We start from the raw sequence: 18,802 nt of genomic DNA on the forward strand, positions 1-18,802 counted from the left end.
CGTGGGATAAAACCGATAGCGGTAGGCACGGTGTACGGTCGTCATGGCTAAAAATTAACGTGGTAAATCTAGCATGTCAACTAAGAGGCGCTGCGCGCCTCGCGCTATCCTGCCTCGGCCTAAAAGGCCGAGGTTTGACGCGCATTTTGATCAGGAATGCCCAGTTGGCGAATAAGAGCAGCGCGCGCCTGCTCTTCTGGCAGCAAGTTGCCAAACCAGTGGTGGGCGGTCAGCGTTTCGGGCGGCCATGTTCGTTGGTTTAAAGGAAGGCTATTGGAAATTGCTTGTCCGCTAGCTTGCCACTCTTCGTCATATTCAAAGCCCATGAGACGGCCATCTAAACCACGCCAGAGGGTACCTACTCGCTGATGGTTTTGCCAAACGATAAGCTGGTCTGGGGTCATAGATCACTATCCATGGGCTGGGCGAGAAGCTCTATGCCAAGTGTTTCTAACACGCGTAATACTCTTCCTATGCCACATGTATCACGGCCATTTTCGAGTTCACTTAAAAAACGAATGCTGACGCCGCATAGTCCTGCCACCGTCTCTAGTGTCAGATGTTGGCGTTTGCGGGCTTGTCGAATTAACAGGCCGAGACTCTTGGCGGATTCAATTGAGTGAAGGGGCGTTTCCGTCGTTGCTGGCAGGGTACGCATACATGCTCCATTTTCCCGATAAGGAAAATTTCTGGATGAAAACAGATATACTAGCTGATCTTTCCCTGTAGGGAAAATAATGCGTAGGATGATCGAAAAGAGAGGCCTTTATCCCTATAGGGAAATAAAGAGCAGGCAGATGTTTGCTACTCATCCGCCGAGTTTTGAAATGAAGCTAGGTAAGCCAAGGCTCAAAAAAGTGCCCCCACAGCAGTAGGGGCACTGGTGAGCCATAGTTGCTTTATCGCTTCTTCCGCACCGGTTTTTTATCGCTGCTTGCTGGCTCGGCGCTATCGGCTTTGCGTGCGCTGCTGGGAAAGTGCGCTCGTACTAACTCCAGAAGCCCCTGGGTGGAAGCGTCGAAGTCGGCGGCGTTGGCGTCGATGCGTTCGCTGATTTCACCGGCGATGCGCTTCCCTAGCTGCACGCCCCACTGGTCGAACGAGTTGATGTTCCAGATTACGCCCTGCACAAACACCTTGTGCTCATAGAGCGCAATCAGCGCGCCCAGGTTTTTCGGCGTTAGCTCGTCGAGCAGTAGGGTGCTGGAGGGGCGGTTGCCGGGGCAGCTGTAGGGGTCGAGCTGGCTAAGCTCTTTGCTGTCGCCTTGGCTGCCTTCCATAAAGGCGTTGGCTTGGGCCAGCATATTGGTCAGCAGCGCGAAGTGGTGATCTTCCACTCCCGGTTCCGGCTTGAGAGAGGCAATAAAGTCGATGGGCACGTAGCGAGTGCCCTGGTGCAGCAGCTGGAAGAAGGCGTGCTGGCCGTTGGAGCCGGTTTGGCCCCATACAATCGGGCCGGTTTTGTAGTTCACCGGGTGGCCGAAAATATCCACCGACTTACCGTTGGACTCCATGTCCAGCTGCTGCAGGAAAGAAGGCAACTGGTTCAGCGCTTGGTCGTAGGGCACGATGGCCTGGGTTTCCGCGCCAATGAAGTTGATGTACCAAATGCCGATCAGCGCCATCAGTACCGGCATGTTCTGAGCGAAAGGCGCTTCGATAAAGTGCCGGTCCATCTCATGGGCGCCTTCCAGCAGCTCGATGAAGCCTTCGAAGCCAATCGAGAGCGCAATGGGCAGGCCAATGGACGACCACATGGAGTAACGTCCGCCCACCCAGGCCCAAAACTCGAACACGTTCTCTTCGCGAATGCCGAACTCCATGGCCGCTTTGCGGTTGGTGGACGCGGCAATGAAGTGCGCGCCCACGTCGGCGTCTTCGCCAGCGTTCTCCAGGAACCAGCGCCGTGCCGTCTTGGCGTTGAGCAGGGTTTCCTGGGTGGAGAAGGTTTTCGTAGAGACGATAAACAGCGTGGTGGCGGGGTCTAGCCGCGACAGCACTTTCTGAATATGGGTGCCGTCCACGTTGGAAACGAAGTGGAAGTGCAGCTCCGGGTGGCGATATTTCAACAGCGCACGCACCGCCATGTTAGGGCCGAGGTCCGAGCCGCCAATACCGATATTGACCACGTCTTTAATGCGCTGGCCGTTATAGCCTTTCCACTCGCCGCTACGCACCGCTTCCGAGAACAGCTTGATCTGCTCGCGGGTGCGGGTGATTTCTGGCATCACGTCTTCGCCGTCCACATACACCGGCTCATCGCCCAAATGGCGTAGGGCGGTGTGGAGTACCGGACGGTTCTCGGTCACGTTGATAATGTCGCCAGAGAACATCTGGGCGCGGCGCTGTACCAGGGCGGAGTGGTCGGCTAGCTCAATCAGTTTGGCCAGCACTTCATCCGATACCTGATGCTTGGAGTAATCTAGAAAGAGGCCGCCGACGCGCAGGCTCATTTTTTCAAAGCGCTGCGGATCATTCGTAAAGTAGTCACGAATGCGGTCATTGGCGGTTTTATCGCGCAGGCGCTCTAGGGTCTGCCAAGTAACGCTGCGAGTGAGTTGAAACATAACGGGCGGTCCTGTTGTTTTTGCATCTGTTTTACATCGTTATCGCTAACGGGGCGTGTCCAACCCCTGGCGTCGCTGTTATTTATGTAAAAATACTACATATTGCGCGCTTGAGAACAACAGTTAGCGATAAATGGTAAGAAAAATGGTTAATAAAACAGCGGGGTGGTGGACGTCTTGAACGGCTGACTAAACAGCAAAAGGGCGAGGTTGCCTCGCCCTTAGTGTGCCGCTTTTAGCTGGCAACGGCTACTTGGGCAGCGCCACGTTTGATAAACGCGTAGCCCAGGCCGGTGATCAATGAGCCCACCACAATGGCGCCCAGGTAAAGCAGAGCGGGAGTAATGGCGTTAGGAATCAGCAGCACGAAGATACCGCCATGGGGGGCCATCAGCTTGGCCCCCACCAGCATGGAGAGCGCACCCGTGACCGCGCCCCCGGCGATACAGGCGGGAATCACGCGCAGCGGGTCTTTCGCCGCGAAGGGAATCGCGCCTTCACTGATAAAGCACAGGCCCAGCACGAACGAGGCTTTACCCGCTTCGCGCTCGGGGGCAGAGAACTTGTTGCGCGCCACGAAGCTGGCGATACCCATACCAATTGCGGGCACCATGCCAGCGGCCATGATCGCGGCCATTGGGCCGTAGGTTTCAGAGGCCAACAGGCCGACGCCAAAGGTGTAAGCCGCTTTGTTGACCGGGCCACCTAGGTCGAAGCACATCATGGCGCCGAGCAGAATGCCCAGCAGCACGGCATTGGTCGAGCCCATGGACTCCAGGAAGCTGGTGAGCGCGCTCAGCACGGCAGCCACCGGCTCGCCAATCACGTAGATCATCGTCAGGCCGGTGACCAAGCTGGCAATCAGCGGGATGATCAGAATCGGTTTGAGCGACTCGACGCTGGAGGGCAGCTTCACGTAGCGCGTGACGGCGAGTGCCACATAGCCCGCCAGGAAACCGGCCAGAATACCGCCGATAAATCCGGAGCCAATCTCGGCGGCCAACATGCCGCCAATCATGCCGGGGGCAATGCCGGGGCGGTCGGCAATCGAGTAGGCGATGTAGCCCGCTAGAACGGGAATCATCAGTGCGAAGGCCGTGCCGCCACCAATCTGCATTAGCGCGGCGGCCAGGGTGCCTTCCTCCTGGAAGGCCTCGATACCGAACACGAATGAGAGGGCGATGAGCAGGCCGCCTGCGACCACCATGGGCAGCATGAATGACACGCCAGTCAGCAGGTGCTTATAAATGCCTTTTTCTTTGATGCTTTTTTTGGCCGTGGCGCTGCCAGCAGTGCTGGTGACGTCTTCCACGGCAGCGTCAGTGAGGGCGGCCTCCAGGGTCGGGCGCGGCTTTTTGAGCGCGTTGCCGGTCGACGTTCGGTAAATTCGCTTACCCGCAAAGCGCGAGGGGTCGACTTCGATATCGCAGGCCAGCACGACGACGTCGGCGGCGGCGATGTCGTCGTCGGTGAGTTGGTTCTGCGCGCCCACCGAGCCTTGGGTTTCGACGCGGATCTGGTGGCCCATGGCCTTGCCCGCTTCGGCGAGCGCTTCGGCGGCCATAAAGGTGTGCGCAACCCCGGTGGGGCAGGCGGTGACGGCAATGATGTTTTTACCCCCCGCACTGCTAGTCGGGGCAGCCGCTGTGGCTGCCGGGGCACTGTAGATCGGCGCTTCCCGCTTGGCCTGGCTCAAGAAAGCGCTGGGGTCGGGCAGGGCGCTGGCAATAGGAGCCTGGAATAGCCGCTTACCTTCGAACCGCTCCGGGGCGGGTACGTGGTCGGCGGCCACGACGATCAAGTCGGCGTTGGCGATCTGTTCAGCGCTGGCGGCTTGCAGCGGCGCAATTTCGCCGTGCATCTCCACATGAACGTTCCAGCCTAGCCGCGTGGCGGCTTGCTCTAGGCGCTTGGCGGCCAGGAAAGTGGTCGCCATGCCGCTGGGGCAGGCGGTAATCAGGATCAGGTTCATCGCGTGGCTCCCTCGGTGTGGGTGTCGTCAAGACGCCGTACCCGGGTCTTTTGTTGGAGTGAGTCGAAATCATCGGCGTGGGAAGTGCCTACGCCAACATGGCGTACCGCTTCGGCAGAAAGCGCCGTGGCGAAACGAAGCGTATCGACGGGTGTGTGCTGGCTTAGCAGCCCGTGGAGCATACCGGCCACAAAGGTGTCGCCCGCGCAAACGGTATTGGTGGCGGTGACGGTCGGCGGCGTGGATTGCCAAATCCCGTGCTGGCTCACCCATAAAACGCCTTCAGCACCCGCTGAAATCAGCGCGTGTTCGATACCGCTGGCGTGCAGCCGCTTGGCGGCGGCTTGGCGCTGCTGTTCGGTATCCAGCGCGCTTCCTGCCCAGTCGGCCAGCTCGGTTTCGTTGGGTTTTACGGCGGCAGGCTGCGCGGCAATTGCCGTGAGCAGCGCCGGGCCGCTGGTATCCACCCACAGCGGCACCCCGAAATCTTTCAAGAAGGCAAGCAGTTCGCCAAACGCGGGTTGGTCGATGCCGGGAGGCAGGCTGCCTGCGACCACCACAGCCTCAGGCGGCGCGCCACTCTCGAACAGGCCATCGAGCGCGGTGCGTAACGCCTCCAGATGGGCAGCTTCGATGGGCATGCCGGGGCCGTTGATGTCGGTCACGCGGCCGCTCTGCTCGGCCAGTTTGGCGTTGATGCGCGTGCTGCCCGGCACCCGCACGAAGGCGTCGATGACGCCGTAACGGGGGAAGGCGCGGCTGAAAGGGGCGTCGTTCTCTTCGCCCAAAAAGCCGCTCACGATCACCTCGTGGCCCAGGCTTGCCAGCACCCGCGCGACGTTCACCCCTTTACCTGCGGCTTCTAGCTGCGCGCTAGTGGGGCGGTTGACGTGCCCCAGCGTCAGCGCATCCAGGTTGAAGGCGAGATCCAGCGCGGGGTTGAGCGTAATACAGACCACGCGTGCCATTAGCGGGCCTCCAGGGCGTCGCGGACGTCGTCGCTGGTAGCTTGGCTCAGCGCCAACTGGGCACTAGCCTGGGCTTGGGCAAGATCAAACTCGCGCAGGCGGGCTTTGACCAGCGGGATTTGGCGTGCACTCACCGAGAGTTCATCGACACCTAAACCCACCAGAACCGGCACGGCCATGGCATCAGAAGCCAGCTCGCCGCAAACACCGACCCATTTGCCGTGAGCGTGGGCGGCTTCGACGGTCATTTGGATCAACCGCAGTACCGCCGGGTGCAGGCCATCGGCTTGAGCGGATAGCTCTGGGTGGCCGCGATCAATCGCGAGGGTGTACTGGGTTAAATCGTTGGTACCCACTGAGAAGAAGTCGACCTCGGCGGCCAGCGTCGGTGCTAGCAAGGCGCTGGAGGGCACCTCAATCATCACGCCAAGCTGTACATCGGTGGCGCGCTGCTGGGGGGAGATCTCGTTGAGCAGGCGGTCGTAAATGGCTTTGGCGGTGCGGAACTCGGCCACGTCTTTGACCATCGGCAGCATAATGCGTAGCGGTTTACCGACGGCGGCCATTAGCAGCGCGCGAATCTGGGTTTCTAACACGTCTGGTTGGGTCAGCGCTAAGCGAATACCGCGCAGGCCGAGGAAGGGGTTGTCTTCCTGGGGCACTGGCCAGTAGGGCAGCGGCTTGTCGCCGCCGACGTCCAGGGTGCGGGCGACGAGGGGGCGGCCGTCGAGGGCATCGGTGGCTTCACGGTATTCGGCGATTTGCGTGGCGAGATCTGGCGCGCTGGAGTAGGCCATAAACAGGAACTCGGTGCGCAAAAGGCCGACGCCTTCCGCGCCGCGCTCTACCGCATCGGCGGCGTGGGCGGTGTTGCCCAGGTTGGCGGCAACCTCAACCCGGTGACCGTCGCGGGTTTGCGCCTGCTCGAAGCGCAGCTCCCAGGCGTCCGCTTCACGCTGCTGCTGGTCGAGCAGCTGCTGCTCGGCGCGGCGCAGGCGCTCCTCGGAAGGCTGCGAGGTCACGCGGCCGCGCTCGCCATCCAGAATCATCATGCCGCCGTTGTGTAGCGCCATGACCGCTTCACCGGCGCCTACGACGGCAGGAATGCCCAGCGCACGGGCCAAAATCGCGCTGTGGGCGGTGGCGCCGCCGCGCACGGTCAGCAGGCCACGCACGCGGGAGGTATCCAAGCGGGCCACATCGGAGGGGCCGATATCGTCCATCACCAAGATATAGGGGTGCTCGGGCGGCTCGGGCAGGCTGACGTCGCAAAGCACGCCGAGCACGCGGCGGCCGACATCGCGCAGGTCGGCGGCGCGTTCGGCCAGCAGTCTGTCGGCCAGCATCTCTTGGGCGTGGGCGGCGGTGTCGATAGCTTCCCACCAGCCCGCTTCCGCCGAGCGGCCTTCGCGGATGGCGTCAATCGCCGCCTGGTGCAATTCGGGGTCGTCGAGCATCTCTTCGTGCATAGAGAGAATGTCGGCCACTTCGCCGCCGGGGGCTTTGTGTACCAGCGCCTGAAGCTGGGCAGCCCCTTCTTTCAGCGCTGCCTCCAGGCGGGCGATCTCGTCGTCGGGCTGATTGGCGTGCTCAGGATAGTCGAACTGCATCGGGCGAATGACGAACACCGGGGCAATCGCCAAACCCGGCGAAGCGGCAACGCCAGAATGGGGCGTATCGGCAGCGAGTGGTTCGACGGCGGGCTTACTGGTGCTAGCGGCTGGGGCCGCGTCGCGACCGCCATCGAAGGGCGTGACTTTCTCACCCAAGCCACTCTCGACGGCGGCGGCAATGGCGTCTAACGCGGCATTTGCCTGTTCGCCCTCGGCGGAGAAAATCAGCCATTGGCCACGGCGTGCACCCAGGCCAATCACTTTGGTCAAGCTGGCGGCAGAGACGGTAGTGGCGCTGCCCTCTTCCAGGCGTACGTTGATGGGCATGGGCTGGGCACGAGCGATCTGTACCAGCTGTTTGGCCGGGCGGGCGTGCAGGCCGTGGGGGTTCAGAACGCGCACGCGGCGGGTTTGGGTGCTGGCGGTTTCACCGGCCAGCGCTGCCAGCAGTTGGGCGCTATTTTTGCCCACAAAGCTGTCGCTTTCGCCGTTCTCTAGTACCGCCATCAACTGTTCGAGCAGCGGCCGGTGGGCATCGCCGCTGGCGGCCAAGCAGAATAGCGCATGAACCGGATGACCGCCATGCTCGATGGTGCTATCGGCGGGCGTTGCCACGCCTAGTGCGGGCTGGTTGACCCCTTGGGCGTGGCTTGAAAGCCATAAGCCTTTGCCCAACCACTGGGGCTGGGCGCTCGCCACGGCACTAATAAAGCCGTTATCCACGCAGCCGCTTTGACGCAGCCGCGCTGCCGCCGCCAGGGCCAGTTCCTGCGGGTCGCGGGCGGGGAAGTTAACACACAGCGTATCGGCATTCAGGCGCGGTGCTAATGACGGCTTCGAGAGCAGGCGCGCAACATCGGCGGCGGAGCTGGCGCGGGCCAACTCGGTTGCTACGCCGTCGCGGTCGAGGACGTGGGTTAGCTGGCGCAGAATATCTAGGTGTTCGTCGTTTTGTGCCGCTATCGTGACCAGTACGTGAACGGTGTTGCCGTCGTGCCACTGCACCCCTTTAGGGAACTGCAGCACCCGTACGCCGGTACGTTTGACGTGATGGCGGCTTTCCGGAGTGCCGTGGGGAATGGCAATGGCGTTGCCTAGGTAGGTAGAGGACTGCGCTTCGCGGGCGTGGAGGCCATCGCGATACTCGGCCGCCACCAGGCCAGCCTCTGCCAGGGCGTTGGCGGCGCTGTCGAGCGCAGCTTGCCAGTTGTCCGCGTGGCGGTCGAGCAAGATGTCATCGGGGCCGAGTGTCAACATAGGGGTCTCCTGTAAACGCGGTCAGGCAACGGCAACGTCTGCGATTGGCGGCGAAAGTGCACGCATAAAACGTTAGTCGTAGATCGTTAAGGTTAGCTGGATGAATCGTGTCACCTGTGGTTAGTTGGCTATGCTGAATCGATTCACTTTTTGGCACAAGGGTTGTTTCTTTAGACTTTTGTCTGAAGAGGGTAAAACGGCTGCTAAACTGCCGTCTTCATCTAGGGAGAAACCAGCATGACACTTGCCGATATTGCCCGGCTTGCCGGGGTTTCGCGCACCACGGCAAGCTATGTAATCAACGGCCAGGCCGAGCAGCGACGCATTAGCCCGGCCACTATTGATAAAGTGATGGCTGTGGTGCGTCAGCACCGCTATCACATTGACCCCCAGGCCGCCGCGCTGCGCCGGGGCGCTAGCCGCTTAATTGGCCTGATCGTCCCGGATTTAGAAAACATCAGCTATGCGCGCCTCGCTAAACGCTTGGAGCGCGGTGCTCGTGAGCGCGGCTACCAGCTGCTGGTGGTGAGTTCCGATGACTGCGCGGATAGTGAGCGCGCGCTGGCCTTGGCGCTGCGCGCCCAGCGCTGTGAGGTGCTGATTACCGCCAGCTGTCTGCCAGAGAGCGACACTTTTTATACAGATTTGGCCGACGAAGGCTGGAGCGTCGTTGGGATGGACCGTGGCCTGACCCCCGAGCGTTTTGCCAGCGTGGTGAGCAATGACCAAAAGGCGGCTTACGCGCTGACGCGCTCGGTGATGACGAGTTCAACGCGGCGAATCGCGTGGCTGGATGCAATGCCTGAGCTGTCGGTTAGCCGGGAGCGCCGTGCGGGATTCTTAGAGGCATTAGAAGGGCAGGGAGTTGAAGCCGTCACCTTTAGCGGCGAGCGCTATGAGCGTGACGCAGGCGTTGAGCTGGCTAAGCAAGCCTTGGCGGTAGGTGAGATCGACGCGCTGGTCACGGCGTCTTATGCGCTCATGGAAGGTGTGTTTGATGAGCTGCTCGCCCAGGGGGGGCTGCCAGAGACGCTGCGGTTAGCCACGTTTGGTGACCACCGCCTGCTAGATTTTCTGCCGCAGCCGGTCAATTCGGCACTGCAAGATTACGACCGCATCGCCGAGCTGACGCTGCAGTGCGCGCTGGTCGCGATGAACGGAAGCTACCAATGCGGTCAGCAGGTGGTGGCACGCCACCTGCGTACTCGCTAAGTAAGAGGTGCGCGCGGCTATACCGTGCGGGCCTTTGCCCAGGCATTCGCGTCGGGAATCGACATATCATAGCGTTCGCTAAGATAGGGCGAGGAGAGCAGAAAGTCGGCACTGGCCGCATTACACGCTACCGGCACGTTCCATAGCGCCGCCAAACGCAACAGCGCTTTCACATCCGGGTCGTGGGGCTGCGGTGCAAAGGGGTCCCAGAAGAAGATCAATACGTCGAGCTGCTGCTCGGCGATACGCGCGCCGATCTGCTGGTCGCCGCCTAGCGGCCCGCTCATTAAGCCTTCCACTTCTAGCCCCAGGGCGGTTTTCAGCCGCCCTGCGGTAGTGCCTGTGCCAATCAGCGTATGCTGGCTCAGTGTGTCTTGCCAGCGCGTCGCCCACTCCAGCATCTCGGTTTTTTTGCCATCGTGGGCAATCAGCGCAATACGCTTGCGCGGTTGCAGCGTGCGCACGGCTTGGCGGGGTGGGCGGGCATCGTTCATGGCATGGCTCTCCTGGTCATTCGATTGTTATTCATCGTCCGTCGAGACGGTTATTCATTCGGCGTCGACGGCCAGTACTTTCATGGCGTTGGTGCCACCGTGGGCATTCATGTGGTCGCCGCGAGTAAGAATGACATGCTCGCCTGGGCGTGCCAATCCATGGGCCTTCAGCAGCTTGATGGCTTCCTGGTTCACTTCGGTCGGCTCCATGTGCGTGGTATCGAATGGAAGCGAGACCACGCCGCGGTAAAGCGCCATGCGCCGCTGGGCGATGGGGCTATGGGCCAAGCCTACGATTGGCAGGCCCGAGCGAATGCGCGAGGCAATCAGCGGCGTGTAGCCGGTGGAGGTCATGCAGGCAATGGCGCGTACGCCGGTCAGATGGTTGGCGGCGTACATGGCGGAGAGCGCAATGGTTTCATCGATCCGCTCGAAGCCTTCATGGATGCGGTGGCCGGAGGCTTGGGCGATGCGCTCCCGCTCGGCACCTAGGCAGACGCGGTCCATGGCTTCAATGGTTTCCACCGGGTAGTCGCCTGCCGCCGTTTCCGCAGAGAGCATGACGGCATCGGTGGCATCCAGCACGGCATTGGCCACGTCGAACACTTCGGCACGCGTAGGCAGCGGCGATTCGATCATCGACTCCATCATTTGGGTGGCGGTGATCACCGCGCGATTCAGCGAACGGGCATGCTTGATAATGCGCTTTTGCGTGCCGATCAGCGCCTCATCGCCAATCTCTACGCCCAGGTCGCCGCGAGCGACCATGACTGCTTCTGACGCTTCGATGATGGCGTCTAGAGTTTCGTCGTTGGCAACGGCCTCGGCACGCTCCAATTTCGCCACCAGCCCGATCTCTTTGCCCTCGTCGCCCAGTAGAGCACGCGCTTCCTGCATGTCGGCGGCGCTGCGTGGAAACGAAACGGCGAGGTAATCCACGCCAATCTCGATGGCGGTTTTCAGGTCTTCTTTATCCTTATCGGTCAGCGCTGGGGCGGAAAGGCCGCCGCCTTGCTTGTTGATGCCTTTATTGTTGGACAGCTTGCCGCCCACGTGAACTCGGGTGTGAACTTCTTGCCCAACGATAGACGTGACGTCCAGCACGACGCGACCATCGTCCAGCAGCAGACGGTCGCCGGGGGCGACGTCATCGATGAGCGCTTTGTAGTCGCAGCCGACGCGTTCGGCGGTGCCGCTATTGGCATCCATAGCCATATCGAGCACAAACACTTGGCCGATGTCTAAGTGGATAGCGCCTTCTTTGAAGCGCGAAATGCGAATTTTAGGGCCTTGCAAGTCGCCCAGTGCCGCTACGCTGCGGCCTAAGCGCTGAGCAATCTCGCGTACTTCGGTGAGGCGGCGGCGATGATCATCAGCAGAGCCGTGGGAGAAATTCAGCCGCACCACGTCAACGCCCGCTTTTAGCATGGCTTCCAACACCCCGGGGCGGTCACTGGCTGGGCCAAGCGTGGCGACGATTTTGGTACGACGAAGGGGGGTTGGGGACGTTGCGCGTGTCATAGTGGTACTCCTAATGAGCAGCGTGGGCTGAACATAGACTATAAAAAGGGCTGATGAATCGTTGATTAAGTATTGGACTACGATAGCCTTTATATAGTAATTTTACTACATATTGGATAGTTATTAGCCTTTAGGGGCGGTTATGGCAGGTTAAAATCGGCCTATAGGTGCTTAAATACGTATTTTTAGTAATTTTTTTACTGGATACGCCATCTACGACCACTGCTTGATTGAGGTGCTACCATGACAATAAGAGTTGCCATTAACGGATTTGGACGGATTGGCCGTAACGTACTGCGTGCACTGTATGAAAACGGCTACCGTGATCGCGTTCAGGTGGTTGCGATCAATGATCTGGGTGACCCTTCGCTTAATTCCCATCTACTGCGTCATGATACGGTTCACGGTCACTTCCCCTTCAGTGTCGAGCATGACGCCGAAAGCATCAGCGTAGATGGTGATCGTATTACGATCTCCTCCGAGCGTGATCCGGCCAACCTACCCTGGGCGTCCATGGATATCGATCTCGTCATGGAGTGTACTGGTCTGTTCACCAAGCGCGAGGCGGCTGCCAAGCATATTGCTGCGGGCGCCAAGCGTGTGCTGATCTCAGCTCCCAGCCCGGACGCGGATGCCACCATCGTTTACGGTGTGAATGACCACATCCTCACCGCTGAGCACACTGTGGTGTCCAATGCGTCGTGCACGACGAACTGCCTAGCACCGGTTGCCAAAGCGCTGAACGACGCTGTTGGTATCGAAAACGGCCTGATGACCACGGTTCATGCCTACACCAACGACCAGAACCTGTCGGATGTGTATCACTCCGACCCCTACCGTGCGCGTAGTGCCACTCACTCCATGATTCCGACCAAAACCGGCGCGGCGGCAGCCGTGGGTTTGGTACTGCCGGAGCTAGCGGGTAAGTTCGATGGCCTGGCCGTGCGCGTGCCGGTGATCAACGTTTCTCTGGTGGATCTAACCTTTACTGCGGGTCGTGATACCACCAAAGAAGAGATCAACGCGATTGTCGAGAAAGCCGCCGCAAACTCCCCGGTCTTGGCCGTCAACGCCCAGCCGCTGGTGTCTATCGACTTCAATCACGATGCGCACTCGTCTACCTTTGACGCTAACCATACTCGCGTTAATGGTCGTCTGGTGAAGATCATGGCGTGGTACGACAACGAGTGGGGCTTCTCCAACCGTATGTTGGATACCGCCATCGCCATGCAGAAAACCGCCAAATAACGCCTGTTTGATCTTTAAGGGCAGGTATCGCCCAGCAGCAGCTCGGTTTTGAGCAGCTGCTGGGTTTTTGGTATTCGGCCTAAAATCATTTTGGCTGCCACGCGCCCTTTACCTGCGCTGTCCTGGCGTACGGTGGTTAAGCGTGGCGCCCGGTACTGCCCTTCGGCAATGCCGTCAAAGCCGGTAATTCGTAACTCCCCTGGGACGTGAATGCCTCGCTGCTCTGCTAGCGTTAGCGCAGTGAGTGCAATTCGGTCTGACATGCATAGTAGTAGATCTGGACGCTGCTCAGCGGGCAGATCGATGATCTCGGTAATCACCGGCGAGCACACGTCAAACACGTTCTCTTCAATATTCCACAGCGGAACCTGTTCGGTATCAAAGCCATGCTCAGTGAGCGCGGCATGAAAACCGGCCAGGCGCGCACGGCTTATCGTGCTGCTGTCGGGCAGCATCGTGTGCTCTTTGGTCACCCGGCCATTGCAGTGCTCTTTAGTTAAACGCAGGTTGATAATGGCAGGCCGAAGAGGGCGCTGCTTAAGCGCATGGGTTGCCATCGCGTAGCTGGCATCACGATCATCGATGTGCACGGTAGGGCTGCCGTCGATATCGAAGTCTACCGACACCAAAGGGCGTTGAGAGGACAGTTCGTTCAGCAGTTTATTGTTGGGCATCAGCCCGTAAACGATAAATCCATCGGCGATATTAGCCGAGCCGGGTGGCTGGGAAGCATGGCCTCGGCCCGGTAATAACAGCATGGTATGGCCGTGGGCATCCAGCACTTCAGCCACGCCAGAGAGAAACTCACTGGCCACGGCATCGTTCAGGCTGTAAGTCAGGCTTTCGGCCAGAATCACCGCCACGATGCTGGAGCGTCCGGTGCGCAGGCTGCGTGCTTTGGCGTCGGGTCCACTATACCCCAGCCGCTTAGCTTCCTTAAGAATGCGGTCGCGCAGTAGCGGGGAGAGCTGGTCGGGTCGGTTAAAGGCGTTGGAAATCGTCGCGGTTGAGACGCCGAGTTCGAGCGCAAGATCCTTTAGGGTCATTCGGCGAGGGGCGGTCACGGTGCTTCCTAAACAGGTGAAGATTATGGGCGGAGAGAGTGCGTTGCCTGGGCGGTATTTACAACGCAGGCTAATTATTTACTTGTAGTGCACAAGAATAACGGCCTTGATGGTGTGACGACTACACTCTTTGGGAAGACGTTTCACCCAGCCAAGGCCGTGATGGGGCTTTCTAGCAGTATTTAAGCTGCTGTGCGTGTAGCAGAGAGGATTAACGCGGCCCCGCTTTCGTCGAACAGATGTACATGCTCGGTATCCGGCACCAGCGACACCTGTTGACCCTCTTGCCACTGGCTGGGCGCTTCGCTGCGGTGGATCAGCAGGGTAGAGCCCTCTTTCGGCTCCAGATACACGTAGACTTCGTTACCCAGGTATTCAACGTTGACGATATCAAAGCAGTTATCGCCCTGAGGCGCTTCCAGGCGAAGGTGCTCGGGGCGCACGCCAAGTGTGAGCGAGGAGCCTTTCGAGTAAGCGTCGCCCGCTTGTGGCAATGATACTTCTCCCACTCCCGCCGCTTTCACTCGGCAGCCGTCGGCGGTGCCGCTCAGTAGCTCGGCGGGCATAAAGTTCATGGTGGGTGAGCCAATAAAGCCGGCTACGAATTTAGTGGCCGGACGCTGGTACAGCTCGTGAGGGCTGCCCACTTGCTCGATATGACCGCGGTTTAGCACCACGATTTTATCCGCCAGGGTCATGGCTTCGACCTGATCGTGGGTGACGTAAATCATGGTAGAGCCGAGACGGTTGTGCAGGCGGGCGATCTCGTTACGCATCTGCACCCGCAGCGAGGCATCCAGGTTGGAGAGCGGCTCGTCAAACAGCAGAATGCGCGGCTCCCGCGCCATGGCACGGCCCATCGCCACCCGCTGGCGCTGGCCGCCAGAGAGGGCTTTGGGCTTACGGTGTAAAAGCTCTTCCAACTGCAGGATTTTTGCCGTGCTCATCACCCGCTCGTGAACGGTCTCTTTGGCGGTGTTGGCCAGCTTAAGACCAAACGCCATATTGTCGTAAACGGTCATGTGCGGGTAGAGCGCGTAGGACTGAAACACCATGCCTACGCCGCGTTCACGAGGCGGTAAGTCGTTGACCACGGTGCCGCCAATATTCAGGTCGCCATCGGTGATTGATTCAAGACCGGCGATTAAGCGCAGCAGCGTGGATTTACCGCAGCCGGAGGGGCCAACAAATACGACAAACTCACCGTCGCCAATGGAAAGATCAACGTCTTTGATGATGTGATCGCGGCCAAATACCTTATTGACCTTTTCAAGCGTAACACTTGCCATGGTAACTCCTTGCCGACCTCGATCGGAGCGGGTCGGCTATCGTTATTAACTGTTATGGGCGGCGTTTAGGCAACCTGCATAAAGGCGGCTTGGTACGCGGGCAGCGTGAGCGTGCTGCCGTCTCGCGTGGCGGTAAAGTGGGCGACCGGCAAGTCGCTGGCGACCTCCACAGGCAGGGTGGTTTGCTGCTCTTGCCCGGTCAGGTTGAACACGCACAGCAGGGTCTCGTCGCCTTTTTGACGGGTAAAGCCAAGTAGCTCCTCGCCAACGTCTACCAGTGCCAAGTCGCCATCGAACATGGCCGGTTGGCTGCGGCGGAACGCTAGCAGGGCGCGTACGGTGTTGAGCGTGGCGTTGGGGTCATCCTGCTGGCGGCTCACCGCCAAATCCAAGTGACGAGCTTCCATGGGCAGCCACGGTTCCACCGGAGAGAAGCCGCCCTGTTCGCCGTCGGTCCACGGCATGGGCGTGCGGCAGCCGTCGCGGCCTTTAAACTCAGGCCACAGCACTTTGCCGTAGGGGTCTTGAATGCGCTCGAAGGGCACGTCCGCTTCCGGCAGGCCCAGCTCTTCGCCTTGGTACAGGCACACACTGCCGCGCAGTGAGAACAGCATGGCCAGCATCACTTTCGGGTAGGCGTTGGGGTCTTCGTCAGCCCCCCAGCGAGTCGCGCTACGCACCACATCGTGGTTGGAGGTTGCCCAGCAGGGCCAAGCGTCGCCTGCTAAGCGCTGGAAGCGTTCAATCACTTCGCGCAGGTAGCTCGCGGAGTGGGGCATGTTGAGCAGGTCGAAGGTGTACGCCATGTGCAGCTTATCGCCACCGGCGGTGTACTCGGCCATGCGCTCTAGCGGGTTATCGTCGCCAATTTCACCTACGGTGGTGGTGCCGGGGTACTCATCCATCAGCGCACGGAGGTCTTTGAGGAAGTCCAGGTTTTCCGGGCGGCTGAGGTCGTAGACATGGCGCTGCCAGGTATAGGGGTTTGCTTCCGGGGCGCCCAGGGTTTTGGCTTCGCCTTTGGTCACCGGCGGGTTGTCCCGCAGCTCGGCATCGTGGAAGTAGAAGTTGACCGTGTCCAGACGGAACCCATCGACGCCCAGATCGAGCCAGAAGCGCATGTTGTCCAGCTGTGCCTGACGCGCTTCCGGGTGGTGGAAATTGACGTCCGGCTGGCTGGTCAGGAAGTTGTGCAGATAGTACTGCTGGCGGCGGGAGTCGAAGGTCCACGCCGAGCCGCCAAAGATCGACAGCCAGTTGTTGGGCGGCGTGCCGTCGGGTTTCGGGTCGGCCCACACAAACCAGTCGGCTTTAGGATTGGTGCGATCCTGGCGGCTCTCCTGGAACCAGGGGTGCTGATCGGAGGTATGGCTGATCACCTGATCGATCATCACTTTCAAGCCCAGCGAATGGGCTTTTTCCAGCAGCGCCTTGAAGTCGTCCAGGGTGCCGAACATCGGGTCTACGTCGCGGTAGTCACTCACGTCATAGCCAAAGTCGAGCATCGGCGAGGTGAAAAAGGGCGATAGCCAGATGCCGTCCACGTTGAGGGAAGCCACGTAATCCAGCTTTTCGGTGATGCCGTTCAGATCGCCTACGCCGTCGCCACGGCTATCTAAAAAGCTGCGCGGGTAAATTTGATAGATTACACCGCCGCGCCACCACATCATGTTGTCTTGCATTACTGTGTTCCTTAAAAACGGTTGCTGAGGTTTATCAGCGAATTCATAGAGGCGTTATTGCGCAGGGGCTTAGCCCTTCACGGCACCCGCGGTTAGGCCGGACACAATGCGGCGCTGGAAAATGATGACCAAAATCACCAGCGGTACGGTGACCACGACGGACGCGGCCATGATCGGCCCCCAGGGCAATTCGTAGGCACTACCGCCTGACAGAAGGGCAATCGCGACCGGCACCGTGCGCTGCGCATCGGTGAGCGTGAAGGTCAGTGCGAACAGAAACTCGTTCCAGGCGGCGATGAATGCGAGCAGGCCCGTGGTCGCCATGGCCGGCCACATCAGCGGCAGAAATACCTTGGTGATGGTCACCCAGGGCGTTGCCCCATCCATGATCGCCGCCTCTTCCAGCTCCATGGGCAGCTGCTTCATAAAGGTGGTGAGCACCCACACCGTAAAGGGCAGGGTGAAGATGGTGTAGCTGAGAATCAGGCCCGCCGGGTTGTTGTAAAGGTTCAGCGCGCGAATTACCTCGAACAGCCCAGAGAGCACGGCCACTTGAGGGAACATCGAAACGCCCAGAATGACCAGCAGCACCGTCGAACGGCCGCGAAAGCGTACCCGACCCAGCGCATAAGAGGCGGTAATGCCTAACAGCAAAGCGATGAACACCACGCTGAACGCGACAATGATCGAGTTAAAAATCGCCCGCACAAAGCTCGATTGGCTAAAGATTTGCGCGTAGTTGTCCAGGTTCCAGGTAGAGGGCCATAGCTCCACGCGGAACAGGTCGCTAGAGGGTTTTACCGAGGTGATCACCGCGTAGTAAAACGGGAACACTGCATACACCATAATGACGGCAATCAGTGCCCAAAAACCAACGCGTTTAGCAATTTTGGCGAACTGGCGGCTGTTCATCAGTCACCTCCCAATTGAATCTGTTTGCGGCCAAGGTAGAGATAAGCCACGGTGGCCAGCGCGATGATCAGGAACAGCAGCGTAGAGGCCGCACTGCCATAGCCGACGTCCTGGAATTCCACCAGCTGCTGGCGCGCATACACCGACATCGACATCGTGCTGGTGGAGTTGGAGGTCAATACGTAGATCACGTCGAATACGCGCAGCGCATCCAGCAGGCGGAAGATTACCGCCACCATTAGCGCTGGAGTAATCAGCGGTAGCGTGACCTTGAAGAACACGCGCACGGGGTGAATGCCATCCACCTCAGCAGCTTCATAGCAATCTTTAGGCAGCATCTGCAGCGCGGCTAACACCAGCAGCGCGACGAAAGGAATGGTCTTCCAAACGTCAACCATAATGACCGCCCACATGGAGTAGGTGGCGCTGGCTGTCCAGGCGATGGGATTATCAATAATGCCAACCACCATCAGCAGGTGGTTGATGATGCCGAACTGATCATTCAGCATCCACGCCCACATCTGGGCTGAGACAATGGTGGGGATGGCCCAAGGGATGAGGACCGCCGCACGAACAATCACACGGCCTTTAAATTCTGCGTTCAGAATCAGCGCCACGATGACGCCAAACACTACTTCCAGCGAAACGGAAACGACCGAGAAGTAGACCGTGTTCCACACGGACTGCCACCATACCGGGTCGGCTAGCACGCCAAACCAGCGGCCGTTGTCGTAAACCAGATAGTTTTCAAAGCCAATCAGGTTTGCGGCGCCTAAATCGGACAGCGACGCATCGGTAAAGCTGAGAAAGAAGGTGCGAAGTAACGGCCAGCCCGCCACCAGCGTGAGGGCAATCAGCATGGGGGCTAAGAACAGCCACGCCGCCTTGACGCGTTGGCGGCGGACCTTGGTACCCCGTTGCCGCCGCGCTGGCGTGGCGGAACGCGCCCCGAGGGGCGCGTTTTGGTGAGAGTGGTGAGAAGAGCTCGACATAGGTGTCTCCG

At 59.7% G+C, this 18,802-nt stretch carries 15 protein-coding genes; 2 read left to right on the forward strand and 13 right to left on the reverse strand.

Annotated features, from left to right (window positions below; translation table 11 throughout):
- Window positions 1-119 precede the first annotated feature (119 nt).
- From L1249_RS10175 to ptsP, 6 genes are all read right to left on the reverse strand, one after another.
- The gene (locus L1249_RS10175) at window positions 120-404 is read right to left on the reverse strand and encodes a HipA N-terminal domain-containing protein (protein ID WP_089675467.1); all 285 of its coding nucleotides are present in this window, start codon (window positions 402-404) and stop codon (window positions 120-122) included.
- Entirely contained in the window at window positions 401-658 is a 258-nt protein-coding gene (locus tag L1249_RS10180) for a helix-turn-helix domain-containing protein (protein WP_074210730.1), read from the reverse strand. The genes L1249_RS10175 and L1249_RS10180 overlap by 4 nt, the downstream gene beginning before the upstream one ends.
- A 241-nt stretch (window positions 659-899) precedes the next feature.
- Window positions 900-2,567, reverse strand: a complete 1,668-nt coding sequence (pgi, locus tag L1249_RS10185; protein WP_235253556.1) for a glucose-6-phosphate isomerase — start codon at window positions 2,565-2,567, stop codon at window positions 900-902.
- Between the two features lie 235 nt (window positions 2,568-2,802).
- Window positions 2,803-4,539 carry a PTS fructose-like transporter subunit IIB gene (locus tag L1249_RS10190; protein ID WP_230834772.1) on the reverse strand — a complete coding sequence of 579 codons (1,737 nt, stop codon included), beginning with the start codon at window positions 4,537-4,539 and terminating at the stop codon, window positions 2,803-2,805.
- Window positions 4,536-5,507, reverse strand: a complete 972-nt coding sequence (gene pfkB, locus L1249_RS10195) for a 1-phosphofructokinase (protein WP_054645205.1) — start codon at window positions 5,505-5,507, stop codon at window positions 4,536-4,538. The genes L1249_RS10190 and pfkB overlap by 4 nt, the downstream gene beginning before the upstream one ends.
- The gene (ptsP, locus tag L1249_RS10200; RefSeq protein WP_230834773.1) at window positions 5,507-8,377 is read right to left on the reverse strand and encodes a phosphoenolpyruvate--protein phosphotransferase; all 2,871 of its coding nucleotides are present in this window, start codon (window positions 8,375-8,377) and stop codon (window positions 5,507-5,509) included. Before ptsP ends, pfkB begins: the two co-directional genes overlap by 1 nt.
- Window positions 8,378-8,614: 237 nt before the next feature.
- Here ptsP and cra point away from each other — a divergent pair, with 237 nt between their 5' ends.
- Window positions 8,615-9,589, forward strand: a complete 975-nt coding sequence (cra, locus tag L1249_RS10205; RefSeq protein ID WP_230834774.1) for a catabolite repressor/activator — start codon at window positions 8,615-8,617, stop codon at window positions 9,587-9,589.
- Between the two features lie 17 nt (window positions 9,590-9,606).
- On the opposite strand, the gene L1249_RS10210 is transcribed toward cra, so the two are convergent.
- A complete protein-coding gene (locus L1249_RS10210) occupies window positions 9,607-10,083 on the reverse strand; it encodes a methylglyoxal synthase (protein ID WP_230834775.1) in 477 nt (158 codons plus the stop codon).
- A 54-nt stretch (window positions 10,084-10,137) separates the two neighbouring features.
- Window positions 10,138-11,604 (reverse strand): pyruvate kinase, encoded by a 1,467-nt coding sequence (gene pyk, locus L1249_RS10215; protein ID WP_230834776.1) that lies wholly within the window; start codon window positions 11,602-11,604, stop codon window positions 10,138-10,140.
- Window positions 11,605-11,847: 243 nt separating this feature from the next.
- On the opposite strand from pyk, the gene gap reads away from it, so the two are divergent.
- Complete coding sequence (gap, locus tag L1249_RS10220) at window positions 11,848-12,852, forward strand: type I glyceraldehyde-3-phosphate dehydrogenase (RefSeq protein ID WP_230834777.1); 1,005 nt, start codon at window positions 11,848-11,850, stop codon at window positions 12,850-12,852.
- A 14-nt stretch (window positions 12,853-12,866) separates the two neighbouring features.
- On the opposite strand, the gene L1249_RS10225 is transcribed toward gap, so the two are convergent.
- The 5 genes from L1249_RS10225 to L1249_RS10245 form a co-directional block, all read right to left on the reverse strand.
- Window positions 12,867-13,898: a LacI family DNA-binding transcriptional regulator gene (locus L1249_RS10225; protein WP_044629384.1), complete on the reverse strand. Its 1,032-nt coding sequence runs from the start codon at window positions 13,896-13,898 to the stop codon at window positions 12,867-12,869.
- A 200-nt stretch (window positions 13,899-14,098) separates the two neighbouring features.
- A complete protein-coding gene (locus tag L1249_RS10230; RefSeq protein ID WP_230834778.1) occupies window positions 14,099-15,205 on the reverse strand; it encodes an ABC transporter ATP-binding protein in 1,107 nt (368 codons plus the stop codon).
- 65 nt (window positions 15,206-15,270) lie between these two features.
- Window positions 15,271-16,887, reverse strand: a complete 1,617-nt coding sequence (locus L1249_RS10235; protein WP_228168882.1) for an alpha-glucosidase family protein — start codon at window positions 16,885-16,887, stop codon at window positions 15,271-15,273.
- A 69-nt stretch (window positions 16,888-16,956) separates the two neighbouring features.
- Window positions 16,957-17,799 (reverse strand): carbohydrate ABC transporter permease, encoded by an 843-nt coding sequence (locus L1249_RS10240; RefSeq protein WP_062360289.1) that lies wholly within the window; start codon window positions 17,797-17,799, stop codon window positions 16,957-16,959.
- A complete protein-coding gene (locus L1249_RS10245; protein WP_062374551.1) occupies window positions 17,799-18,791 on the reverse strand; it encodes a carbohydrate ABC transporter permease in 993 nt (330 codons plus the stop codon). Before L1249_RS10245 ends, L1249_RS10240 begins: the two co-directional genes overlap by 1 nt.
- Window positions 18,792-18,802 lie beyond the last annotated feature (11 nt).

Source organism: Halomonas sp. Cn5-12, assembly GCF_021532545.1.
Taxonomy (GTDB): domain Bacteria; phylum Pseudomonadota; class Gammaproteobacteria; order Pseudomonadales; family Halomonadaceae; genus Vreelandella; species Vreelandella aquamarina.

Coding starts and splice junctions, on each gene's coding strand:
- L1249_RS10175 (WP_089675467.1), bottom strand. CDS start 404: ATGACCCCAGACCAGCTTATCGTTTGGCAAAACCATCAGCGAGTAGGT.
- L1249_RS10180 (WP_074210730.1), bottom strand. CDS start 658: ATGCGTACCCTGCCAGCAACGACGGAAACGCCCCTTCACTCAATTGAA.
- pgi (WP_235253556.1), bottom strand. CDS start 2,567: ATGTTTCAACTCACTCGCAGCGTTACTTGGCAGACCCTAGAGCGCCTG.
- L1249_RS10190 (WP_230834772.1), bottom strand. CDS start 4,539: ATGAACCTGATCCTGATTACCGCCTGCCCCAGCGGCATGGCGACCACT.
- pfkB (WP_054645205.1), bottom strand. CDS start 5,507: ATGGCACGCGTGGTCTGTATTACGCTCAACCCCGCGCTGGATCTCGCC.
- ptsP (WP_230834773.1), bottom strand. CDS start 8,377: ATGTTGACACTCGGCCCCGATGACATCTTGCTCGACCGCCACGCGGAC.
- cra (WP_230834774.1), top strand. CDS start 8,615: ATGACACTTGCCGATATTGCCCGGCTTGCCGGGGTTTCGCGCACCACG.
- L1249_RS10210 (WP_230834775.1), bottom strand. CDS start 10,083: ATGAACGATGCCCGCCCACCCCGCCAAGCCGTGCGCACGCTGCAACCG.
- pyk (WP_230834776.1), bottom strand. CDS start 11,604: ATGACACGCGCAACGTCCCCAACCCCCCTTCGTCGTACCAAAATCGTC.
- gap (WP_230834777.1), top strand. CDS start 11,848: ATGACAATAAGAGTTGCCATTAACGGATTTGGACGGATTGGCCGTAAC.
- L1249_RS10225 (WP_044629384.1), bottom strand. CDS start 13,898: ATGACCCTAAAGGATCTTGCGCTCGAACTCGGCGTCTCAACCGCGACG.
- L1249_RS10230 (WP_230834778.1), bottom strand. CDS start 15,205: ATGGCAAGTGTTACGCTTGAAAAGGTCAATAAGGTATTTGGCCGCGAT.
- L1249_RS10235 (WP_228168882.1), bottom strand. CDS start 16,887: ATGCAAGACAACATGATGTGGTGGCGCGGCGGTGTAATCTATCAAATT.
- L1249_RS10240 (WP_062360289.1), bottom strand. CDS start 17,799: ATGAACAGCCGCCAGTTCGCCAAAATTGCTAAACGCGTTGGTTTTTGG.
- L1249_RS10245 (WP_062374551.1), bottom strand. CDS start 18,791: ATGTCGAGCTCTTCTCACCACTCTCACCAAAACGCGCCCCTCGGGGCG.